The organism is Neobacillus mesonae, from assembly GCF_001636315.1.
In the GTDB taxonomy this organism is placed as follows: Bacteria; Bacillota; Bacilli; order Bacillales; family Cytobacillaceae; genus Neobacillus; species Neobacillus mesonae.
In genome coordinates, this window is sequence record NZ_KV440949.1 from 336,203 (window position 1) to 354,936 (window position 18,734).

Here is an 18,734-nt window from a genome sequence, read left to right on the forward strand (position 1 = left end):
ACGGTTGAGCCGTGGGCTTTCACATCAGACTTAAAGGACCGCCTGCGCGCGCTTTACGCCCAATAATTCCGGACAACGCTTGCCACCTACGTATTACCGCGGCTGCTGGCACGTAGTTAGCCGTGGCTTTCTGGTTAGGTACCGTCAAGGTACCGGCAGTTACTCCGATACTTGTTCTTCCCTAACAACAGAGCTTTACGACCCGAAGGCCTTCATCGCTCACGCGGCGTTGCTCCATCAGACTTTCGTCCATTGTGGAAGATTCCCTACTGCTGCCTCCCGTAGGAGTCTGGGCCGTGTCTCAGTCCCAGTGTGGCCGATCACCCTCTCAGGTCGGCTACGCATCGTTGCCTTGGTGAGCCGTTACCTCACCAACTAGCTAATGCGCCGCGGGCCCATCTGTAAGTGTCAGCCGAAACCGACTTTCAGCTTACCAACATGTGTTGATAAGAATTATCCGGTATTAGCTCCGGTTTCCCGAAGTTATCCCAGTCTTACAGGCAGGTTGCCCACGTGTTACTCACCCGTCCGCCGCTAACTTTTGGGAGCAAGCTCCCGCAAGTTCGCTCGACTTGCATGTATTAGGCACGCCGCCAGCGTTCGTCCTGAGCCAGGATCAAACTCTCCAAGAAAGTTGATTAGCTCATAAATTTTACGTTGGCTTCATCTCATAAAGAGATGAATAATTATTGTTTGTTGACGTTTTTGTTTGTTTAGTTTTCAAAGAACAATCTACTAATCTTTCAATTAGCGACAAAAAATATAGTAACATAATAATTTGTCGTTGTCAACATTTCTAAACTCATTTCAACTCATACATTTAAGTTGAATAATATCTCGTAATGAAGACATTCATTATATTACTCCCCATTTCACTGTTCGTCAACAATAATTTTTTAACACTGATTCAATAATATTATTCATCTTAAAAAACCAAACCAATAGCACCAACAATGATTCTTACTATTACCAGAAATTAAGACAGCAAATTTTGCGATTTTTATCATACACATACTGCTTATTCAAACAATATTTTAATTAAAATGGTTTAGTTTGGTTTTAAAAGGAAAAATTAATGAAGGCACAAGCACCGTCCCCATGTTTCAGAAGCTAAAAAAGGAGTGTTGAGAAAATGAACATGAATGAGTTTAAAAAAGGTGAGGATAAAGGGTTTGTGAATCCGGCGGATCAGGAGCGGGAGGAATTTTCGTCTGAGAGTGAGAGAATGCCGGAGTTTGATGAGATCGGGACCGCTTTGAATGAAATTTAACCGAAAAACCCTTTACAAATAAGCAATGTATTTGTAAAGGGTTTTTGATAATCGAATTATTTAATTTCTAGGAGTACTGGGCAATGATCGCTTCCCATTACATCAGAATGAATTTCAGCATTTTTAAGACGGCTGCGGAAGGACTCCGATACGATAAAGTAATCAATCCGCCAGCCAATATTTCTTTCTCTCACCTTATTCATGTAAGACCACCAAGTGTAAGATCCCTCTTGATCAGGGTAAAAATGACGGAAGCTGTCAACAAATCCAGCATCGAGCAATGCGGTCATTTTCCCTCGTTCCTCATCTGTAAAACCAGAGTTGCCAACATTTGATTTTGCATTTCGTAAATCAATTTTACTGTGGGCTACGTTTAAATCGCCGCAAAGGATGACAGGCTTAGCCAAAGCAAGTTCTTTAAGATATTCGCGAATCCGGTCCTCCCACTCCAAGCGATATGTTAATCGCGCTAAGTCCCGCTGCGAGTTTGGGGTATAGACATTGACAAGGATAAAATCTTCAAACTCCAAAGTAAGAATCCTTCCCTCGTCTTCTGATTCGTCGGCACATAACCCATATCGTACGGAAATTGGTTCCACCTTCGTGAACACCGCGGTTCCCGAATACCCTTTCTTAATAGCATAGTTCCAATATTGGTAATACCCGTCTAATTCTAAATCAATTTGCCCCTCTTGCAATTTCGTTTCCTGTACGCAGAAAATATCTGCATCTACCTGATGAAAATAATCTAAAAAACCTTTCTTCACACAAGCTCTAAGACCGTTTACATTCCAAGATACGAATTTCATTTTGTATTCCTCTTCTTCAATCAGTAGTTTGATAGAAGACATTGTACCAGTTAAAGAAAAAGGTTAAAAGTAATACGCATGCTATACCAAAAAAAGAGAGCTAATTATATTAGCCCTCCTGCCTCATTTATTCAACATCAAAAACCTTAACTTCTACCATTTTATCGCCGTTTCTCATGTTTCTTGCTGTTTCTAAACCAGAGGTAACCAGTCCAAATACCGTATGAACACCATCTAAATGAGGCTGTGAATCATGAACGATGAAGAATTGGCTGCCACCTGTGTCTCTTCCAGCATGCGCCATTGAAAGTGCGCCTGGAATATGTTTGTGTGGGTTTCCTTCAGTTTCACATTTGATTGTGTAACCAGGGCCGCCCATACCTGTTCCTGTTGGGTCCCCTCCCTGACTTACAAAGCCTGGAATGACACGGTGGAAAATGACACCGTTGTAGAAGCCTTCATTCGCCAATTTTTCAAAATTCGCTACCGTTCCAGGTGCTTCATTTGAAAATAAATCAAATTCGATTTTTTCTCCATTTTCCATTAATATGTATCCTTTTTTAGCCAAAATAACCACTCCTTATGTAAAAATCATTTCTATCATACACTTTTCGAAAAAGAAAATAAAGTCATGTCCCCTGATCCGTCATAATTCCAATGAACCTGTGGTAAAATATAAGGGAGGGATGGTCCTGTTCGAACATTTCGCTTGTTGCGGGACACTTAACCACTGTACGGACGGACAGGACGTCCCTCTCTTAACAATAATAAACCAAAAGCCGTGACCCATGTCCCGGCTTTTTTATTTCCCGCTTCTTTTCTCCAACAAATGATGGAACGCATCGATTATGCTTAGAAATAGCAGGTAACCAACAAACGAATAAATATGCTGCCAGCTGTCAGTATGGACAAAGAAACCAAGTTCTTCGGCTAATTTTTCAAGAATCGGCACCAATAAGCTGACAAAGAGCAGAATGCCCCTTCTCCCCCATTTGTTTACCTGTGAAGTATAATGCAATATAGCCATGACACAAAGCGGCAGAACCACTAAGGTAAATAGAATATTAACAGGAAAGAGCTGCGGAAATGGCCGCAGAGGGAATTCATACACCCCAACTCCTACAAGGATTATGTCTAGATAGGTTCCCAGGAGTGCCGCCAGAAGTGCACCGGGAATATATTTCTTACTCCAGAAAGTTAATTGTTTTTTTCGCCAAAGCTGCGGTTTCGAGTCGTTCAAGTGTTTTGCAATATTCATTTTTTATCTCCCCATCCATCACAACAGCGTCATCCACTAATTAGTCCGCTACCTGAAAGTCTTCAAACCAATCTCCCTTTTCCGCTTCCGGGAGCCTATGTGGATGCGTTTTCGCCCATTCAACAACTTGTCTTAGGAAATCTTTATTAGCAAACAGGATAGAATATAACCTTTTTTCCAAATAGCTTTGTTCATTAATGACTAGTGCGGATGCAAAGAATATATGGATCCGGATTCCGCCAAAAATGATACCAGATCGTTTCCATGAAGGTAGAAATATTTAAATAGGTTAATAGATAAAGCAATGGTTGATTTCGCCTTAAACTCTCTTCATAAAGCAAAAATTGCGGATACACGTCTTGAAAAATCAGCCAATTTCCCCGTTCTAAAAAGGCGTTTTTGCTCTTCTTTTCAGTTCATCCCGTATGCTGTCAAGCGGCTGTTTTTCACGGTTTCTGTTAAAAAAATGACAAACTCCCTCCCCTCATGAATGGGTCTTGCACAAAAGGAATATGTATAGCCTAGGGAAATTTATGGGAGAGGATGGATGGAATAATGGTTGATACAAGAAATGGAATAGATTGGATTATTGAAACATTAAGAAAAAAACAGTCTCCCGACGGCTCTTGGGATGATCCATTTGAAACAGGCATTTCAACCGATGCTTATATGATCATTTTATTACGAACTTTGGAAATACATGATGAGGAATTGATACAAGGCCTCTGCAGGAGAATTCTCAGCAGGCAGGAGAAAAACGGCGCCTGGAAACTATTTTATGATGAAGACGATGGAAATGTGACCGCCACACTCGATGCGTACTATGCGCTATTATATTCAGGTTATTACCCCAAAACTGACCCCAAATTACTGGCGGCAAAAAAGTTTATATTATCTCATGGCGGCATAAATGAGGTCGGTTTATACACGAAAATCATGCTTGCTATAACTGGTCAATATGAATGGCCGTCGGATTCACCGGTGCCGATTGAATTGATTCTGCTGCCGCTAAATTTTCCAGTCAATTTCTATTCGTTCTCTGTTTTTGGGAGAGCAAACCTAGCCCCAATCATGATTCTTGCCACCAATAAATTCACACTAAAACCGGCACAAACTCCGGACCTGTCGGAATTAAATTTGAACCGTTATGGTGAATCGTTGTGGATTCGCTCTAGCAAGTTGCGTTCTTTTTTATCTTTTATCGGAGATGGGGTGAAAAACTTAAACGGTCTTCCTGAAGAGCTCCGCCCATTAGCATTCGAACGAGCAAAAAAATACATGCTTGACCGTATTGAACCAGATGGCACATTTTGCAGCTATTACAGCAGTACATTTTTAATGATTTTTGCCTTACTTTCACTAGGTTATAAGAAAACCGATCCCATTATTACGAAAGCGATCTCGGGAATTAAGTCGATGCAATGTGAGATCAAAGGGCTGCCGCATATGCAATACACCACCGCGGATCTGTGGAATACCTCGTTGATTGGGTTTGCCCTGCAATCAGCTGGTATCTCCCCTGATGACCCGATGGTGCAGAAGGCCAACCGTTATCTGCTCAGCAGGCAGCAACATAAATTTGGTGATTGGGTGATTCATAATCCTAATAGTCTTCCGGGGGGCTGGGGCTTTTCTAACATTAATACCATCCTGCCTGATGTCGATGATACCACCGCATCTTTAAGATCGATTTCTAGGATTGTGCCGCCTGAAAACGCTGCTTGGGAACGGGGCATCAGCTGGGCACTATCAATGCAAAACAACGATGGAGGATGGCCGGCATTTGAGAGGAATGCTGATTCCAAACTAGTAGAAAATCTGCCGCTGGAAAAAGCAAAATTCTTGTTAATGGACCCTTCCTGCGCCGATCTTACCGGAAGAACGCTTGAGTTTTTCGGTAATTATACAAACCTTTCGCGAAACCACGAAGCAATAAAAAACGGCATTACGTGGCTAAAAAAAGACCAAAAGAAAGATGGTTCCTGGTACGGAAGATGGGGAATCTGTTATATTTACGGAACATGGGCGGCCATTACCGGGCTGAAGGCAGCAGGAATACCGAATAGTGATTCATCCATTGGGAAAGCAATCAGCTGGCTACGAAGAATTCAAAATAACGATGGCGGCTGGGGGGAATCCTGCCACAGCGATATTCAAAACAAATATATTCCGCTTGGCACAAGCACCATCGTCCATACGGCTTGGGCGTTGGATGCCTTAATAACGGTGTCAGATCAGCCTAATGTCGAAATCGAGCGGGGAATTACCTATTTAATGAATTCTTTAAATAAGGACGACTGGACAACCGATTACCCTAAAGGACAAGGAATGGGCGGGGCCTTTTATATACATTATCACAGTTACCGCTATATTTTCCCGCTTCTCACACTGTCCCATTATCAGAGGAAGTTTCAATAATAAAACAAATAAAAAATAGTGACGACAAAGGACCACCATCCTTACCGTCACTATTGTTTTCTCGCCCACATTCAATTCTTAGATCCAAAGTGCAAATAACCCTTCCGTCACCCCAAGATTGTACATGTAATATACCCCAAATACGGTACTAACAATACCGGCTGTTAATGTAAGTGACCGATTTATTTTCTTTCGCTTTGTACTTAATACAAAAGGAAGACCGATAATCGTTGTAAAAGTGAGCATCCCTGTAATGGTTCCTAATCCAAAGATTAAAATATATAATGCCCCTTCCCATACAGAATGCACAGTACTCATCGTCAGGAGAACCATCGCCGCACTGCCTGCAAGTCCATGAATCAATCCAATTACCACTGATTTCATATATGACCCTTTTATGTAAGACTTGTCCGTATGGGTATGTCCTTCCTCTCTGCCGCTCTTTCTAAAGGAAAGGATACTGACAATCCCTAAATAAACGAGCATAATTCCGACTAGAAACTCTAACGACATGGACCATTTATCGGAAATATCGTTTTTGATTAGTATTAATATGATCCCGATAATAAACAATGTTGCAGTATGGCCAATCCCCCAAAATACCCCGGCTAGGGAGGCGTTCCATAGTTTTTTGCTTTGACTGGCAATTGTTGTGACAGCGATGACATGATCAGGCTCAATTGCATGCTTCAGCCCTAAAATAAATCCAAGCGCTAATATTGATAAAAGTGTAATCTCCATAATAGCCCTCCTTCAAAAAAATTTCCTTATATAGATTACTATGACAACCCTTCTAAAATAACCATCGAATTTTTATTTAAAGTAAAATTCTTCATAAAAAAAAGGAGCTAAGGAAACACTATTAAACAGTATTTGTTTTACCAAACTCAATTTCCTGATCTGCAAAGGAGTGATGATCAATAGATAAGAACAAATTGAGCTGGCTCGTTAGAACATCCTTAAAAGGAATCTCTCAAGTCATTTTAATTGAAAATACTGTCTCTGGCTTTATTATCTTAGCAGCCATAACGATTGCTTCCTATTCATTAGGGATAATCACTCTTTTATCAAGCATTGTTGGAACATTAATTGGTAAATTAGGCGGTGCTGAAGAGGAAAGCGTCAATCAAGGCTTATACGGATATAACTCAGTTTTGACCGGGATGGCTTTATCCTTATTTTTAAGCAGCGATGATCGATGGTTGATTGCCATAGCCGGTGCTGCAGTTGCCGCGCTATTTACAGCAGCCATGGTGCACTTTATGCGGCAAAGTGGAATTCCTGTTTTGACATTTCCCTTTATTGTCCTTACATGGTTCTTGCTGCTAACTACATACAGACTGGTTACCTTCAAGATTAGCCCGGAGCTTACGCCGCAATCCTTATCTAATTGGACACTTAATATTAAAGGAGAGACCAATTGGCTGGACGGAGCCGTAAATGGGATTGGACAAATTTTCTTTCTTGACAATACGCTTTCTGGAGTATTGCTTTTTGTTGCCGTATTTTGGGCTGGATGGAGACTAGGTGTTTACGCCATCATCGGTAATCTTGCCGCATTGTTAACCTCATACGGACTTGGCGGCGAACATTCATTGATTTTTATGGGGCTTTATGGATACAATGCCATTTTAACCATACTTGCAGTATCCATTGTTTTCAATGGGGATTCTAAGCACGTGCTGATAACCGGCATTATTGCTGCTTGTTTAACCGTTCCGATAACAGCAAGTGTTGTTACTTGGCTTTTGCCTTATGGACTTCCAGCACTAACCATGCCATTTGTCCTTTGTACCTGGATTTTTTTAGGAGCCCGAAAAATCCTCCCTTCTATATAATAGCCAATAAGAAAGCATCCCGGTTCATTCCCGGGATGCTTGTTTCATTCTTCCAGTTGGTCGCTTATCATATCAAAAACCTTAGATTCAATGGCACTAACATGTTCCTCTTCAAGTGTTTGTTTGGGATGTGGATGGAACCAATGAATTTTATCATCATGAACCATACCTTTATATTCATTGCCCTGTACACTTAGGGAAAATTGTGGGCGTTCATGAACATGGCCTTCCCAAAGTTGACTTACTTCAAAATCTTCAAACATTAGCTGAAACCTCCTTACCTGTTTAAAGGGAGTTTTTCCAATTCAACAAAACAGTATGCGATGATTAAAATAATTGTCAGACTCTAATAACTAATATTTTCTTAAAGAATATGGTTTCGTTTGAAACCATTCGTGACAGATACTGCGGTGAATTTCTGAAAAAATTTGTTCGATGACCTGTGTCGAATTTGCGAATACACGAACCGTAAATCCCGGTACCGGAAGCATAGAAAGACCGACTTTATAATCAGATGTCTCCCTGTCAAGTTTGGAATATAAATGATCAAGAAAAGAACTGCTCACTTGTTGATCGACGATAATCATCGAACCTAAATGAGTGAAGCCTTCCATGAACCCAAGTCCCCCGATTTTTTGCGTTGATGGTATCAATTTCAAGTGATCATAAGCCACTAGTTCTTCATCCATGTATATCTCATTTTGCAGCTGGACTGTTTTATAGCTAAAACGTTCTCCTTCCGGTGACCAGCCAGGAGTAATAATTTCTGAATAAAGCAATGACGCCGAAGGGTCCATTCGAATCACGTTTTTTTGTTTAAAATGAGCATTTTGATAGGCAATCAGTGGATCAGGAAAATACTCGAGGTAACTTCCTGCTTGTAAAATAATCTCTGATTCCTGGTAAGCAAATTGCTTTGGTGTCTTATAAACCTTTGTAGCTCCCTGTGTTGTCAGGGTCAGCTTTGCGTTTTCCGCTAGCGAAATTTTCATTTGGTAGCGGTCACCATCTAAATAGCCGCCTCCTGGATTTAGCAAATAATAACAAGCCCGGCCGGAATTATCATGGTAAACAGGGCGCATTACCTTAAATGCACCCTGGAAAAATACATTTTTCGCAACTGTCTTACCTTTTCTATCTTCCGCATTTAAATGCAGAACACCTGTCCAGTCGCCCATATTAAGCCAATCCTTTTAATAAGGCATTTTGCTTTAGCCAATCGATCACATTGTCGAGCCCTGTTTCATCCTTTAAATTAGTGAAGGCAAAGGGCCGTTCCCCGCGAAAGACTTTTGTATCGGATTCCATGACATCCAAACTGGCCCCGACATGTGGTGCCAAATCGGTTTTATTGATAATGAATAAATCCGATTTAATCATTCCCTGGCCGCCTTTCCGCGGTATTTTTTCACCCTGGGCCACATCAATAATGTAGATTGAAAAGTCCACCAGCTCCGGGCTGAATGTAGCCGCAAGATTATCGCCGCCGCTTTCCACAAAAATCAATTCGACATCTGGGTGTTTCTCCTTTAATTCATTGATGGCCGAAAAATTCATTGAAGCATCTTCACGAATGGCCGTATGCGGACAGCCTCCCGTTTCCACACCAATAATACGGTCGGAAGGCAAGACTCCGTTTTGCATTAAAAATTTCGCGTCTTCTTTTGTATAAATATCGTTTGTAACAACTGCCATACTTATTTCATCATTTAAACGCCGTGTTAATTTTTCTACTAACATTGTTTTTCCTGCTCCTACAGGTCCGCCTACCCCAATCTTAATTGGATCCAATACAAACACTCCCTTTCTTTTTTTACGACATAAAAATTCGGATATTTACTCGTTCATGCCTCATTTGGGATAACTCAATTCCTGGTGAGACGATGCCAAAATCTTCTTCATCTAATTGCTCTATCTTCTGTGCCGCTTCAACGAGAATTGGCTGAACATCACGGATTACTCTCTGCCCCGCTGTTTGCCCCAACGGAATACCGCGAACTGCATTTTGAACAATACTAGAAACCACAGAATACAAGTAAAATAGAACCGTCGTGGTTTTTGATACACCAAGATAGCGGGCAGCTATTGTGAACACAATGGCCGGATGACCAAAGGATTGCTTTTTACTAATCCGCTCCCTGTATAATGAAAGAACCGGTGTCTCATATAAAGATTGGACAAGTTCCAACATCCGTTCTCCCATCCTCATGCCCCCCTCTCGGGTCTCACGAGGCAGGTTTTGGACAGTTAATAAACGATCAAGTTTCCATACCTTATCATAATTCTCTTCTTCCAATGCTTCGTATGTAAGAAGAACTGCCAATCCATCTGAATAAATCAGCTGCTCATGAATGTATACCTGCAGCCATTGTGAAAAGGTCTCTAAATTATGCACCGTATTATCTTGAATATAACTTTCAAGTCCATATGAATGGCTAAACGCACCTGTTGGAAAATTTGAATCACACAGCTGAAATAATGCTAGAATCTTTTCATCCATGACTATGACCAATATGGCGGAAAGCCTGTTTTACTTTTCTGTTCTCGCGTTTATAAGGAATTTCTATCTCTTTTAAAAGCTCTTCGACAAGATAATCATATTGAACCATCATCACATCATCCTCGAATTGAGCTGGAAGGTGCCTATTTCCTAACTGATGAGCAATCGTACCCATTTCTTTGATACTGCGTGGAGTGATAACGATTAAATCATCTGCGATAACATCAATTACAATCATATTCTTCTCATCCATATAAAGTACATCGCCAGCAACAAGGTCACGAGGGTCCTTTAAACGAATGCCAATTTCCCGGCCGTGGTCCGTTGTTACCCGTTGGATTCTTTTCACCAGATGATCACTATCTAGATATACCTTTTCAATATGGCGCCTTATAATCTCTTCTTTTTCCATGTTTTCAATATTTGTTTCAATTCTTTCAATCAGCACATCTTTCACCTCAAAATAGAAAATAACGCTGTGTCATCGGCAGTTTTTTAGCAGGTGGACTTGTGATAAGCTCCCCGTTGACTCGAACCTCATAGGTTTGCGGATCAACTGATAATTCAGGGGTTTCCGAGTTAAGTTTCATGTCTTTCTTCGTTAATTTTCTGATTCCTTTTACTGGAAGAATGATTTTTTCTAACCCTAGTTTCTCATGGACTTTTCCTTCATAGGCTGCTTGCGAAACAAAAGTAATCGAACTCTTTGGCAGTGCTTTACCAGTAGTTGCATACATCGGACGGCTAATCACCGGCTGAGGAGTTGGAATAGAGGCGTTCGCATCCCCCATCATTCCGTGAACAATAAAACCGCTCTTTAGAACCAATTCTGGTTTCACACCAAAAAATGCCGGATTCCAAACGACCAGGTCAGCAATTTTTCCGACCTCAATGGAACCAACATAATCAGAAATTCCGTGAGTAATTGCAGGATTTATGGTATATTTTGCAATATAGCGCTTTGCCCGATTATTATCACATAGCTTGCCATCCCCTTGGATGGATCCTCGTTCTTGTTTCATTTTATCAGCTACTTGCCACGTTCTAAGTACCACTTCACCGACCCGTCCCATCGCCTGTGCATCGGAACTTGTCATACTAAAAATCCCCATATCCTGCAGGACATCTTCTGCTGCAATGGTTTCCTTCCTAATCCGTGAATCGGCAAAAGCGATATCTTCAGGTACAGAAGGATTTAAGTGGTGACAAACCATGAGCATGTCCAAATGTTCATCAACTGTATTAACGGTATATGGCATTGTTGGATTTGTGGAAGATGGCAGTACATTCATAAAGCTGGCCGATTTGATTAAGTCAGGTGCATGACCGCCGCCCGCACCTTCTGTATGGTACATGTGAATAACTCTATCTTTAATTGCAGCCATCGTATTTTCAACAAAACCTGCTTCATTTAACGTGTCGGCATGAAGAGCCACCTGTACGTCGTATTCATCCGCTACCCTTAAGGCATGGTCAAGTGCTGAAGGAGTTGCCCCCCAGTCTTCATGGACTTTTAATCCTATCACACCAGCTCTTACTTGCTCTGCAAGTGGTTCTTCAGTTGCTGCCTGCCCTTTGCCCGTTAATCCAACATTTATTGGCAGTCCCTCCACTGCTTCAAGCATTCGGTGAATATTCCATTCTCCTGGAGTTACCGTTGTTGCTCTTGATCCAGCTGAAGGTCCGGTACCGCCGCCAATCAACGTTGTTAGTCCTGCCGTCAGAGCAACTTCTACTTGTGCCGGATTAATAAAATGCACATGAGTGTCTATGCCCCCCGCGGTTACAATCATCCCTTCTCCGGCAATGATTTCAGTGGAAGCACCAATGACGATATCGACTCCATCCATCACTAATGGGTTACCTGCTTTTCCGATCCCGGCAATTTTTCCGTCTCGAATCGCAATATCTGCTTTAATGATCCCTGTATAATCTAGAATGACGGCATTCGTGATCACCACATCCGGGATCCCATCACCGCGAGTGACAAGCGGATGCTGCCCCATTCCATCGCGGATGACTTTACCGCCGCCAAAAACGACTTCCTCGCCATAGGTGGTATAGTCTTTTTCAATTTGAATGAACAAGTCGGTATCCGCCAGCCGGATGGAATCGCCGGTAGTCGGCCCAAACATTTGCGCATACTGCTTTCTTGACATTTCAAAACTCATTTGCCATGCCCTCCTTCGATTGAGCCGTCCGTTTTGTTGTTAAAGCCATATACTTTTTGTTCACCTGCATATGGAACCAATTCAACCTCTTTCTCATCGCCCGGTTCAAAACGGACTGCAGCACCGGCAGGTATATTTAACCTTTTGCCGTAGCCTTCTTTCCTGGAAAACTGTAAGGATTCATTCACTTCATAAAAATGATAATGTGACCCTACTTGAACCGGTCGGTCACCCGTATTCGTTACCTTAACTTTGGATACGCTTCTTCCTTCATTACAAATAATTGGTTCTTCTTTTAAAAATAATTGACCTGGTTCCCATTCCATTAGTTATCCCTCCTGCTGCTATTAACGAATTGGATCATGCACAGTTACTAGTTTTGTTCCATCTGGGAATGTTGCTTCTACCTGAATATCGTCAATAATATCGGCAATTCCTTCCATTACATCCTCACGCTTTAAGATGGTGGCACCATATTCCATTAATTCTGCTACGGATTTTCCATCTCTTGCCCCTTCTAATACCTCATAGGTGATAAGGGCTACTGCCTCAGGGTAATTGAGCTTTAACCCTCTGTCTCTTCTCCTCTTTGCAAGATCTGCCGCTACCACAATCATAAGCTTATCAATCTCACGCGGTACTAGTAACATCACCAAGCCTCCTTTAAATTTCTGTGTTGTTAAAATTAACCACCCTCATTATAAATCTCCATAATCCTGGTAAATTAAACATCCAAATAATTAAAAAAGACCCTTTCAGGTCTGTAAGTTTTTATTGCTTTATCGCTGTTTTTTAAAGTAAGGCTGTAAGCCCTTTATAGATTTCCACCATCTCTTCAATCTTCATTCTTACCAAACCGCTTGAAGACGGAGCAACAAAATCAATTGTTCCATCGACAACTGCTTCCTTTTGCATACCCCACGGTGCCGACTTCTGTCGGCTGAATTGTAAATACACCCCTTTACCGACAAAACAAACAATTTTCGGACGTAGTCTAGCAATTTTTTGTTTTAATATTTCCCTGCCTTGCTTATACTCATCTTTTGTAATTTCATCTGCAGCCTTTGTTGGTCTTGCAACAATGTTCGTGATTCCCATATTCCATTCTAATAACCAATCATCCTCTAAAGGTTCTAGCTTTCTAGGGGTTAAGCCTGCCTCATATAATATTTTCCAGAACCGATTACTCGGGTTAGCAAAATGATGACCAGTTTCACTTGACCGAATACTCGGATTAAAGCCGACAAACAAAATATTTAAATTTTCTTTTATACGGTCATTTACTTCTTTCATAGCCGCCACCCTCTCCAAAAAAATGAAGTCAATATTTTTTTATTTTACCACAATCTTTTCAGTTTCTTTTCAGAGTAGAAGTCTAGACTCCAGTTATAAAGATATTTGGAGGGATTATAAAATGAAGAAGTGGAAAAAATGGCTGGCCGCCGCAGCCGCCCTTTTCATCACTTTATCAATTGGAACATCTGTTATTGCTGATGACCATGACGATGATGATGATGAAAAACATGAGTATTATGAAAAACATCATGATGAAGACGATGACGAGCAATGGGAAAGTCAGCAGCCGGCCGTTCCATACCAGCAGCAAACCGATTATTGGAATATTTGGTCGAAAGAACCCATGAATAACCCGGAAAAAGTACTGCCCATTGAAAATCCGGAAGAATTGTTGATCAACTCGGGGGAAATAGAAAAGAAGATTTACCTGATCCCCAAAGATGGACAGCTGCTTGTCTCAGCTGACAGCATTGCAGAAATTTTAGGGGCCACGTCCACTTTTTACCCAACCAGTAAAATTTGTCTATTAAAAAAAGGGGATTTGGAGCTAATAGTTAAAGCGGGCTCTAATGCCGCTTATGAAAACAAGGTAAAATCACCAATGCCGGTCAACGCGGCCGCTTACGAAAATTCTATTTATCTGCCGATTTCAGTTGCCGCAAATGCCTTAGGCTATCGAGTAACCTGGAATGAGGCAAAAAAAGCGATTGTTTTACAGTCGTTATAAAGAAAGGGGATTAACATGGCAAAATCAAAAAAAGCAAAATGGTTGATGGGCATAAGCGGAACGGCATTATCTGCGTTTGTAATCAGTCAAGTCGGGGCAAATCAGGGTTCCACTCCCCTTGACTTACCGCAAACCATTTCGGCCGATTCAGTAAGTAAACAGGAAAAAGCGCTGATCAAGCTAGACTGGACCAACTATAACATTAATGGGGCAGCACCATCCAAAGGGGTTGAACAAAGTGACCGCCAAACTCGAAGATCCTAATGGACTAGAGACCGTAACGGTGGATGCTATGAGCACCTCCTTCTTTATAGCCGTCAATAATTGTATGACGGCGAACTGGAAAGAGATTATTGTAGATTGGATTAAATATGTGGAGCGGGAATGGTCCCGTTTCAACAGTGGAAATGAATTATCACGACTGAACCAATTAAAGGCGGGAGAAGAAGCGGCTGTCTCCCCTCCCCTCTTCGATCTTCTCTCAATTGCTGAAGCGTATCGTAATAAGACAAATGGTTACTTTTCACCCTATTTATTGCCGCAAATGGAGTTCCACGGCTATACCCGGTCATTTCCGTTCCTAACAAGCACACATGTTACGGAACAAATTCCAGCGGTTCATCCATTAGGAACCAGTCCTTTGAGCCTTAATAAACACACGAGCGTGGTAAAACATCTTAGCGACTGTCAACTAGATCTAGGCGGCATCGCCAAAGGTTATGCTGTACAGGCAGCCGCAAACTGGTTAAAAATCAATGGGGCAGTCGCCGGGGTGGTTGATGGCGGCGGTGATATGGCAGTATGGTCAACTGGCGAAAAAGAATGGAAGATTTCAATTGCCCATCCTTATCAAACAGAATTAGATATTGCCCAGTTTCGAATTAAGAATGGCGCGATTGCCACATCTAATATCATTTACCGGAAGTGGCATCAAGGAGAAAAAGAAAAACATCACCTATTAAACGGGGTTACCGGACAGCCGGTAGAAAACGGCATCATTCAAGCTACAGCTATTTCCGAAACCTGCCCAGATGCCGAAGTGATCGCAAAGCTAGCCTTTATGGCAAGCGGAAGGGAGCTGGAACAAATGTCTAAAAAAATCCATCCAAACTACTCACTTGTAATGGTTACAAAGGATGGAAAAATAATATTTAGCGGTGGTGACATTCATTGAACGAATATTTCTCTGTATGGACATTTATACGAACTTCGGGATTTTTGGCTTATTACCTTTTAACCCTGTCACTTGCAGCCGGCATGTTGGGGTCATTCTCAAAACTAAGGAAAAAGAAAGCTGCTCTCATCGTCTTTCATCAATCATGCAGTTGGTTTGGATTTCTGACTATTCTATTTCATATCCTTCTGCTTCTTAAAGATCAATATGTACCTTACTCGGTGAAACAACTTTTAGTCCCATTTCTTGCCGAAAACAAACCGTTATTTTCTGGCTTAGGAACACTGTCATTTTACTTATTCTTCTTAGTCATAGGCTCCTCAGACTTTTTGATGAAAAAATTAGGCCGAAAAAATTGGCGGAAGCTTCATTTTGCTGTAATACCCGCCTGGGGATTAACCGTTGTACACGGGATTGGAATTGGAACCGATTCCACTGAACCATGGGCACAATTTCTTTATACCGCAGGGATTATGGTCATCCTGATAGTAGGAATCCTCCGCTATATTGAGTCGGTTGTAATCAGACACCAATCAGAACGGGGAAAACCGATAAATGAATGAAGGCAGCCTTATAAGCTGCCTTTTCCTTGTGTAAACACAACCGTAAATATACTTCCAGCTCCCTTTTTACTGGAGACCACTATTTTTCCACCATGACCGTCTACAATCATTTTCGCAATGGAAAGCCCTAAGCCGGCACCGCCTTTTTCCCTCATCGGATCAGCCCGGTAAAAACGGTCAAAGATAAACGGCAGATCCTCTGCAGCAATTCCACTGCCTGAATCTCGAACAGCTATGTGAATCTCTTCGTTTTCAGCAGTTAAACCAAGTGTAACTTTACCTGTTTGGGTAAAACGAAAGGCATTATCCAATAAAATATACATTAACTGCTGAATCCTAACCTCATCACAGTTAAAGGTGATTCCTGGTTGAATATTCTGCTCAAATTCTATTTCAATTGGTTTATTTCTAAAAAAGCGCCTATAAATCGCGATAAATAATAAAGAAAGATCAATATCTTTTAATTCATAGGTTAACTGATTTTTATCACTTCTTGCTAAAACCAATAAATCTTGAACCAGCTTATTCATCAGAACCGCTTCCTGTTTGACATCACCGAGCACTTCCCGGCCAATCGGGCTTAATCGCTCTTTTTCTTCCTGCATTAATAAGTCCACTGAGCTGTAAAAAATACTTAATGGTGTCCGTAACTCATGGGAGGCGTCGGAGACGAACTTTTCCTGTTTATCAAACGCCAGCTTGATCGGCTTTATCGCCTGTCCCGCAAAATAATAACCTAGTAAAGCGAAAATCAAACTAAATACAATTGTAAGAACTAATAAGATCCATGTTATTTTTTCAATGAGATGCTTTTCGGCTGTAATTTCCATTCCAAGAAGGACGTAACCATTGTGTCCAAGTTCCTGTTTCATTAATAGAAAATGCTGCGAGCCCTTATCTACCTTGATGCTGTTGGAACTTGATTTTATATCAAGATTTCTCTCAATCCAATCAAACAGACCTTTGTTTGATTCTTTACCATATACAAAAGCCCCAGAGCCGTCAAATAGATAATAAAAAATCTTTCTCTCTGGATCATATTTCATGCCGTGATGATCCTTTTCAGCCAGGTCCTCATAGAAATCATGTTGCTCTTTTATAAAATAGTCGTTTAACTCTACCATTTCTTTCACTTTTATTTCATATGAGATTAGGAAATATAGGACCCCGATGAATGAACATAGCAATAGAACCAGAGAGATGGTATATAGTAACGTCAATCTTGTCTTTACTTTTTTAAACATTGCCCGATCTCACTTTATAGCCAATTCCACGGACATTCTGAATTAAGGAAGGTGTTCCAGAAGAATCTACTTTTTTGCGAACTAGCTTTATTAATGCATCCAAGGCATTATCCGTAACTTCGGTATCATACCCCCACAGTTTCTCAAATAAGACCTCTCTTGTCAGTATTTGATTACGGTTTCGCATTAAAATTTCAAGCAATTGGTATTCTTTCTTTGTCAGGTCAATCGGAACACCATTTCTGCTAAATTCATGGGTAGTTAAATTTAGAGTAAAATCTTTGATGCGAATAACCTCCTCAAAAGGCTTTTCTTTTCGGCGGTAAATTGCCCGAATCCTTGCGGACAGCTCACTAAACTCGAAGGGCTTTACTATATAATCATCTGCTCCAGAATCCAGCCCTGAGATGACATCCTCGTTTGCATCCTTGGCGGTAACAAATAATATTCCGCTTTGATTCCCTTTCGATCGTAACCGCCGGCAAATAGACAGTCCGCTTTCCCCCGGGAGCATCCAGTCTAAAATAATCACGTCGTAATCTTTGAGGATCGCATGGTTATATGCTTCCTTCCCAGTTTTGACCCAATCAACACCGTGAAATTCTGTTCTTAATAAATGGTACATTAGTTTTCCAAGCCGAATGTCATCCTCAGCCAGTAATATGTTCACCATCATCCCCTCATTTCAAAAAAATTCCTGCTATCACTATGATAGCAGGCTTCCCTGAAAAGAAAGTGAAAATTCCTTGAACAAAAGACTTCCCATTATGAGTAGATGCGTATTCCTCGAAACGAGGTAATTATACTAGCCAGCAAGCCGACAATGGACACAATCACGAGCGAGTACAATAGTTTGACATCTTGAAGGAAAAGCAATCCGACTATAATAATGACCGCATCTGTCGCAAAGATGATGACGCCAACATTGATTCGGGACCACTTGGCCAGTATCAGCGCGAGTAAATCCATACCCCCGGGACTGATATGACTGCGGAGCATGACACCGACTCCTATTCCAATGATAGTTGCACCTAAAATAATGCTGCTCATGATCGGCATGTGAATAACCCCGTTTAACGGCATCCATATCTCCAGCATTAAACCGCAAATAATTGCCCCGATTAATCCGTTATAAAAATAACCAGGATTATTTTTTAAAGCAAATAAATAAACCGGAATATTTAGGAAAATAAACGTTATCCCCGCCTTCAGCCCCCATATGTAATTAAGTAAGAGACTAATGCCGAAAAATCCCCCATTAATTAAATGGAAAGGAAGGATAAATCCATTAATGCCAATCCCAATCATCGTACTCCCAAAGCCAATTACAGCAATTTTTTTAAGCATCCCGACCATCCTTGTCCGATTTCCTTTATATACATATATGATAGGAAAATAGACTTCATTCAAATGGTTTTAGACAAGTTGGTGCATGGGGACAGTTCTTGGGCTTCATCCAACAGCAA

At 41.2% G+C, this 18,734-nt stretch carries 23 protein-coding genes, 1 rRNA gene and 1 pseudogene (1 of these 25 cut by a window edge); 7 read left to right on the forward strand and 18 right to left on the reverse strand.

Annotated elements, in window-relative coordinates:
• Positions 1-632 (reverse strand): 16S ribosomal RNA (locus A6749_RS01545); it reaches 918 nt to the left of the window's first position.
• Between the two features lie 500 nt (positions 633-1,132).
• On the opposite strand from A6749_RS01545, the gene A6749_RS28280 reads away from it, so the two are divergent.
• On the forward strand, positions 1,133-1,270 hold the full coding sequence (locus A6749_RS28280) for a hypothetical protein (RefSeq protein WP_161487105.1): 138 nt from the start codon (positions 1,133-1,135) through the stop codon (positions 1,268-1,270).
• Positions 1,271-1,326: 56 nt separating this feature from the next.
• Here A6749_RS28280 and A6749_RS01550 read toward each other — a convergent pair whose 3' ends face one another.
• From A6749_RS01550 to A6749_RS29345, 4 genes and pseudogenes are all read right to left on the reverse strand, one after another.
• Positions 1,327-2,079 (reverse strand): exodeoxyribonuclease III, encoded by a 753-nt coding sequence (locus A6749_RS01550; protein ID WP_066384098.1) that lies wholly within the window; start codon positions 2,077-2,079, stop codon positions 1,327-1,329.
• A 127-nt stretch (positions 2,080-2,206) separates the two neighbouring features.
• Complete coding sequence (locus A6749_RS01555; protein WP_066384103.1) at positions 2,207-2,647, reverse strand: peptidylprolyl isomerase; 441 nt, start codon at positions 2,645-2,647, stop codon at positions 2,207-2,209.
• A 234-nt stretch (positions 2,648-2,881) separates the two neighbouring features.
• Positions 2,882-3,337, reverse strand: a complete 456-nt coding sequence (locus A6749_RS01560) for a CBO0543 family protein (RefSeq protein ID WP_236719613.1) — start codon at positions 3,335-3,337, stop codon at positions 2,882-2,884.
• Positions 3,264-3,750, reverse strand: a pseudogene (locus A6749_RS29345) (DUF2515 family protein); the annotation flags it as partial. The pseudogene A6749_RS29345 and the gene A6749_RS01560, both read right to left, overlap by 74 nt.
• Before the next feature lie 142 nt (positions 3,751-3,892).
• On the opposite strand from A6749_RS29345, the gene shc reads away from it, so the two are divergent.
• Positions 3,893-5,755 carry a squalene--hopene cyclase gene (gene shc, locus A6749_RS01565; protein WP_153042993.1) on the forward strand — a complete coding sequence of 621 codons (1,863 nt, stop codon included), beginning with the start codon at positions 3,893-3,895 and terminating at the stop codon, positions 5,753-5,755.
• 78 nt (positions 5,756-5,833) lie between these two features.
• On the opposite strand, the gene A6749_RS01570 is transcribed toward shc, so the two are convergent.
• The gene (locus A6749_RS01570; protein ID WP_066384108.1) at positions 5,834-6,496 is read right to left on the reverse strand and encodes an urease accessory protein UreH domain-containing protein; all 663 of its coding nucleotides are present in this window, start codon (positions 6,494-6,496) and stop codon (positions 5,834-5,836) included.
• Positions 6,497-6,690: 194 nt separating this feature from the next.
• On the opposite strand from A6749_RS01570, the gene A6749_RS01575 reads away from it, so the two are divergent.
• The gene (locus A6749_RS01575; RefSeq protein ID WP_066384111.1) at positions 6,691-7,593 is read left to right on the forward strand and encodes an urea transporter; all 903 of its coding nucleotides are present in this window, start codon (positions 6,691-6,693) and stop codon (positions 7,591-7,593) included.
• Between the two features lie 44 nt (positions 7,594-7,637).
• Here the strand turns inward: A6749_RS01575 and A6749_RS01580 are convergent, their stop codons facing one another.
• The 9 genes from A6749_RS01580 to mug form a co-directional block, all read right to left on the reverse strand.
• Positions 7,638-7,856, reverse strand: a complete 219-nt coding sequence (locus tag A6749_RS01580) for a hypothetical protein (protein ID WP_066384115.1) — start codon at positions 7,854-7,856, stop codon at positions 7,638-7,640.
• Between the two features lie 90 nt (positions 7,857-7,946).
• On the reverse strand, positions 7,947-8,771 hold the full coding sequence (locus tag A6749_RS01585) for an urease accessory protein UreD (RefSeq protein WP_066384123.1): 825 nt from the start codon (positions 8,769-8,771) through the stop codon (positions 7,947-7,949).
• A 1-nt stretch (position 8,772) separates the two neighbouring features.
• Complete coding sequence (gene ureG, locus A6749_RS01590; RefSeq protein ID WP_066384126.1) at positions 8,773-9,384, reverse strand: urease accessory protein UreG; 612 nt, start codon at positions 9,382-9,384, stop codon at positions 8,773-8,775.
• 22 nt (positions 9,385-9,406) lie between these two features.
• Positions 9,407-10,093 carry an urease accessory protein UreF gene (locus tag A6749_RS01595; protein ID WP_066384129.1) on the reverse strand — a complete coding sequence of 229 codons (687 nt, stop codon included), beginning with the start codon at positions 10,091-10,093 and terminating at the stop codon, positions 9,407-9,409.
• Positions 10,086-10,541 (reverse strand): urease accessory protein UreE, encoded by a 456-nt coding sequence (ureE, locus tag A6749_RS01600; protein ID WP_066384139.1) that lies wholly within the window; start codon positions 10,539-10,541, stop codon positions 10,086-10,088. The genes A6749_RS01595 and ureE overlap by 8 nt, the downstream gene beginning before the upstream one ends.
• 10 nt (positions 10,542-10,551) lie before the next feature.
• Positions 10,552-12,264 carry an urease subunit alpha gene (gene ureC, locus A6749_RS01605; protein WP_066384147.1) on the reverse strand — a complete coding sequence of 571 codons (1,713 nt, stop codon included), beginning with the start codon at positions 12,262-12,264 and terminating at the stop codon, positions 10,552-10,554.
• Positions 12,261-12,590: an urease subunit beta gene (locus A6749_RS01610; RefSeq protein WP_066384152.1), complete on the reverse strand. Its 330-nt coding sequence runs from the start codon at positions 12,588-12,590 to the stop codon at positions 12,261-12,263. Before A6749_RS01610 ends, ureC begins: the two co-directional genes overlap by 4 nt.
• A 21-nt stretch (positions 12,591-12,611) precedes the next feature.
• Positions 12,612-12,914 (reverse strand): urease subunit gamma, encoded by a 303-nt coding sequence (locus A6749_RS01615; protein ID WP_066384155.1) that lies wholly within the window; start codon positions 12,912-12,914, stop codon positions 12,612-12,614.
• Between the two features lie 142 nt (positions 12,915-13,056).
• Complete coding sequence (mug, locus tag A6749_RS01620; protein ID WP_066384158.1) at positions 13,057-13,557, reverse strand: G/U mismatch-specific DNA glycosylase; 501 nt, start codon at positions 13,555-13,557, stop codon at positions 13,057-13,059.
• Positions 13,558-13,678: 121 nt separating this feature from the next.
• Here mug and A6749_RS01625 point away from each other — a divergent pair, with 121 nt between their 5' ends.
• From A6749_RS01625 to A6749_RS01640, 4 genes are read left to right on the forward strand one after another with little or no spacing between them, the layout of a single operon-like run.
• Positions 13,679-14,287: a copper amine oxidase N-terminal domain-containing protein gene (locus A6749_RS01625; protein WP_066384161.1), complete on the forward strand. Its 609-nt coding sequence runs from the start codon at positions 13,679-13,681 to the stop codon at positions 14,285-14,287.
• A 15-nt stretch (positions 14,288-14,302) separates the two neighbouring features.
• Positions 14,303-14,551 (forward strand): hypothetical protein, encoded by a 249-nt coding sequence (locus A6749_RS01630; protein WP_066384166.1) that lies wholly within the window; start codon positions 14,303-14,305, stop codon positions 14,549-14,551.
• Positions 14,526-15,461 carry an FAD:protein FMN transferase gene (locus A6749_RS01635; protein WP_236719614.1) on the forward strand — a complete coding sequence of 312 codons (936 nt, stop codon included), beginning with the start codon at positions 14,526-14,528 and terminating at the stop codon, positions 15,459-15,461. Before A6749_RS01630 ends, A6749_RS01635 begins: the two co-directional genes overlap by 26 nt.
• Positions 15,458-16,024 (forward strand): ferric reductase-like transmembrane domain-containing protein, encoded by a 567-nt coding sequence (locus A6749_RS01640; protein WP_066384177.1) that lies wholly within the window; start codon positions 15,458-15,460, stop codon positions 16,022-16,024. Before A6749_RS01635 ends, A6749_RS01640 begins: the two co-directional genes overlap by 4 nt.
• Positions 16,025-16,032: 8 nt before the next feature.
• Here the strand turns inward: A6749_RS01640 and A6749_RS01645 are convergent, their stop codons facing one another.
• The 3 genes from A6749_RS01645 to A6749_RS01655 form a co-directional block, all read right to left on the reverse strand.
• Positions 16,033-17,268: a sensor histidine kinase gene (locus tag A6749_RS01645; RefSeq protein WP_066384182.1), complete on the reverse strand. Its 1,236-nt coding sequence runs from the start codon at positions 17,266-17,268 to the stop codon at positions 16,033-16,035.
• On the reverse strand, positions 17,261-17,938 hold the full coding sequence (locus A6749_RS01650) for a response regulator transcription factor (protein ID WP_066400631.1): 678 nt from the start codon (positions 17,936-17,938) through the stop codon (positions 17,261-17,263). The genes A6749_RS01645 and A6749_RS01650 overlap by 8 nt, the downstream gene beginning before the upstream one ends.
• Positions 17,939-18,033: 95 nt before the next feature.
• Entirely contained in the window at positions 18,034-18,615 is a 582-nt protein-coding gene (locus A6749_RS01655; RefSeq protein ID WP_066400633.1) for a YitT family protein, read from the reverse strand.
• Positions 18,616-18,734: the final 119 nt, after the last annotated feature.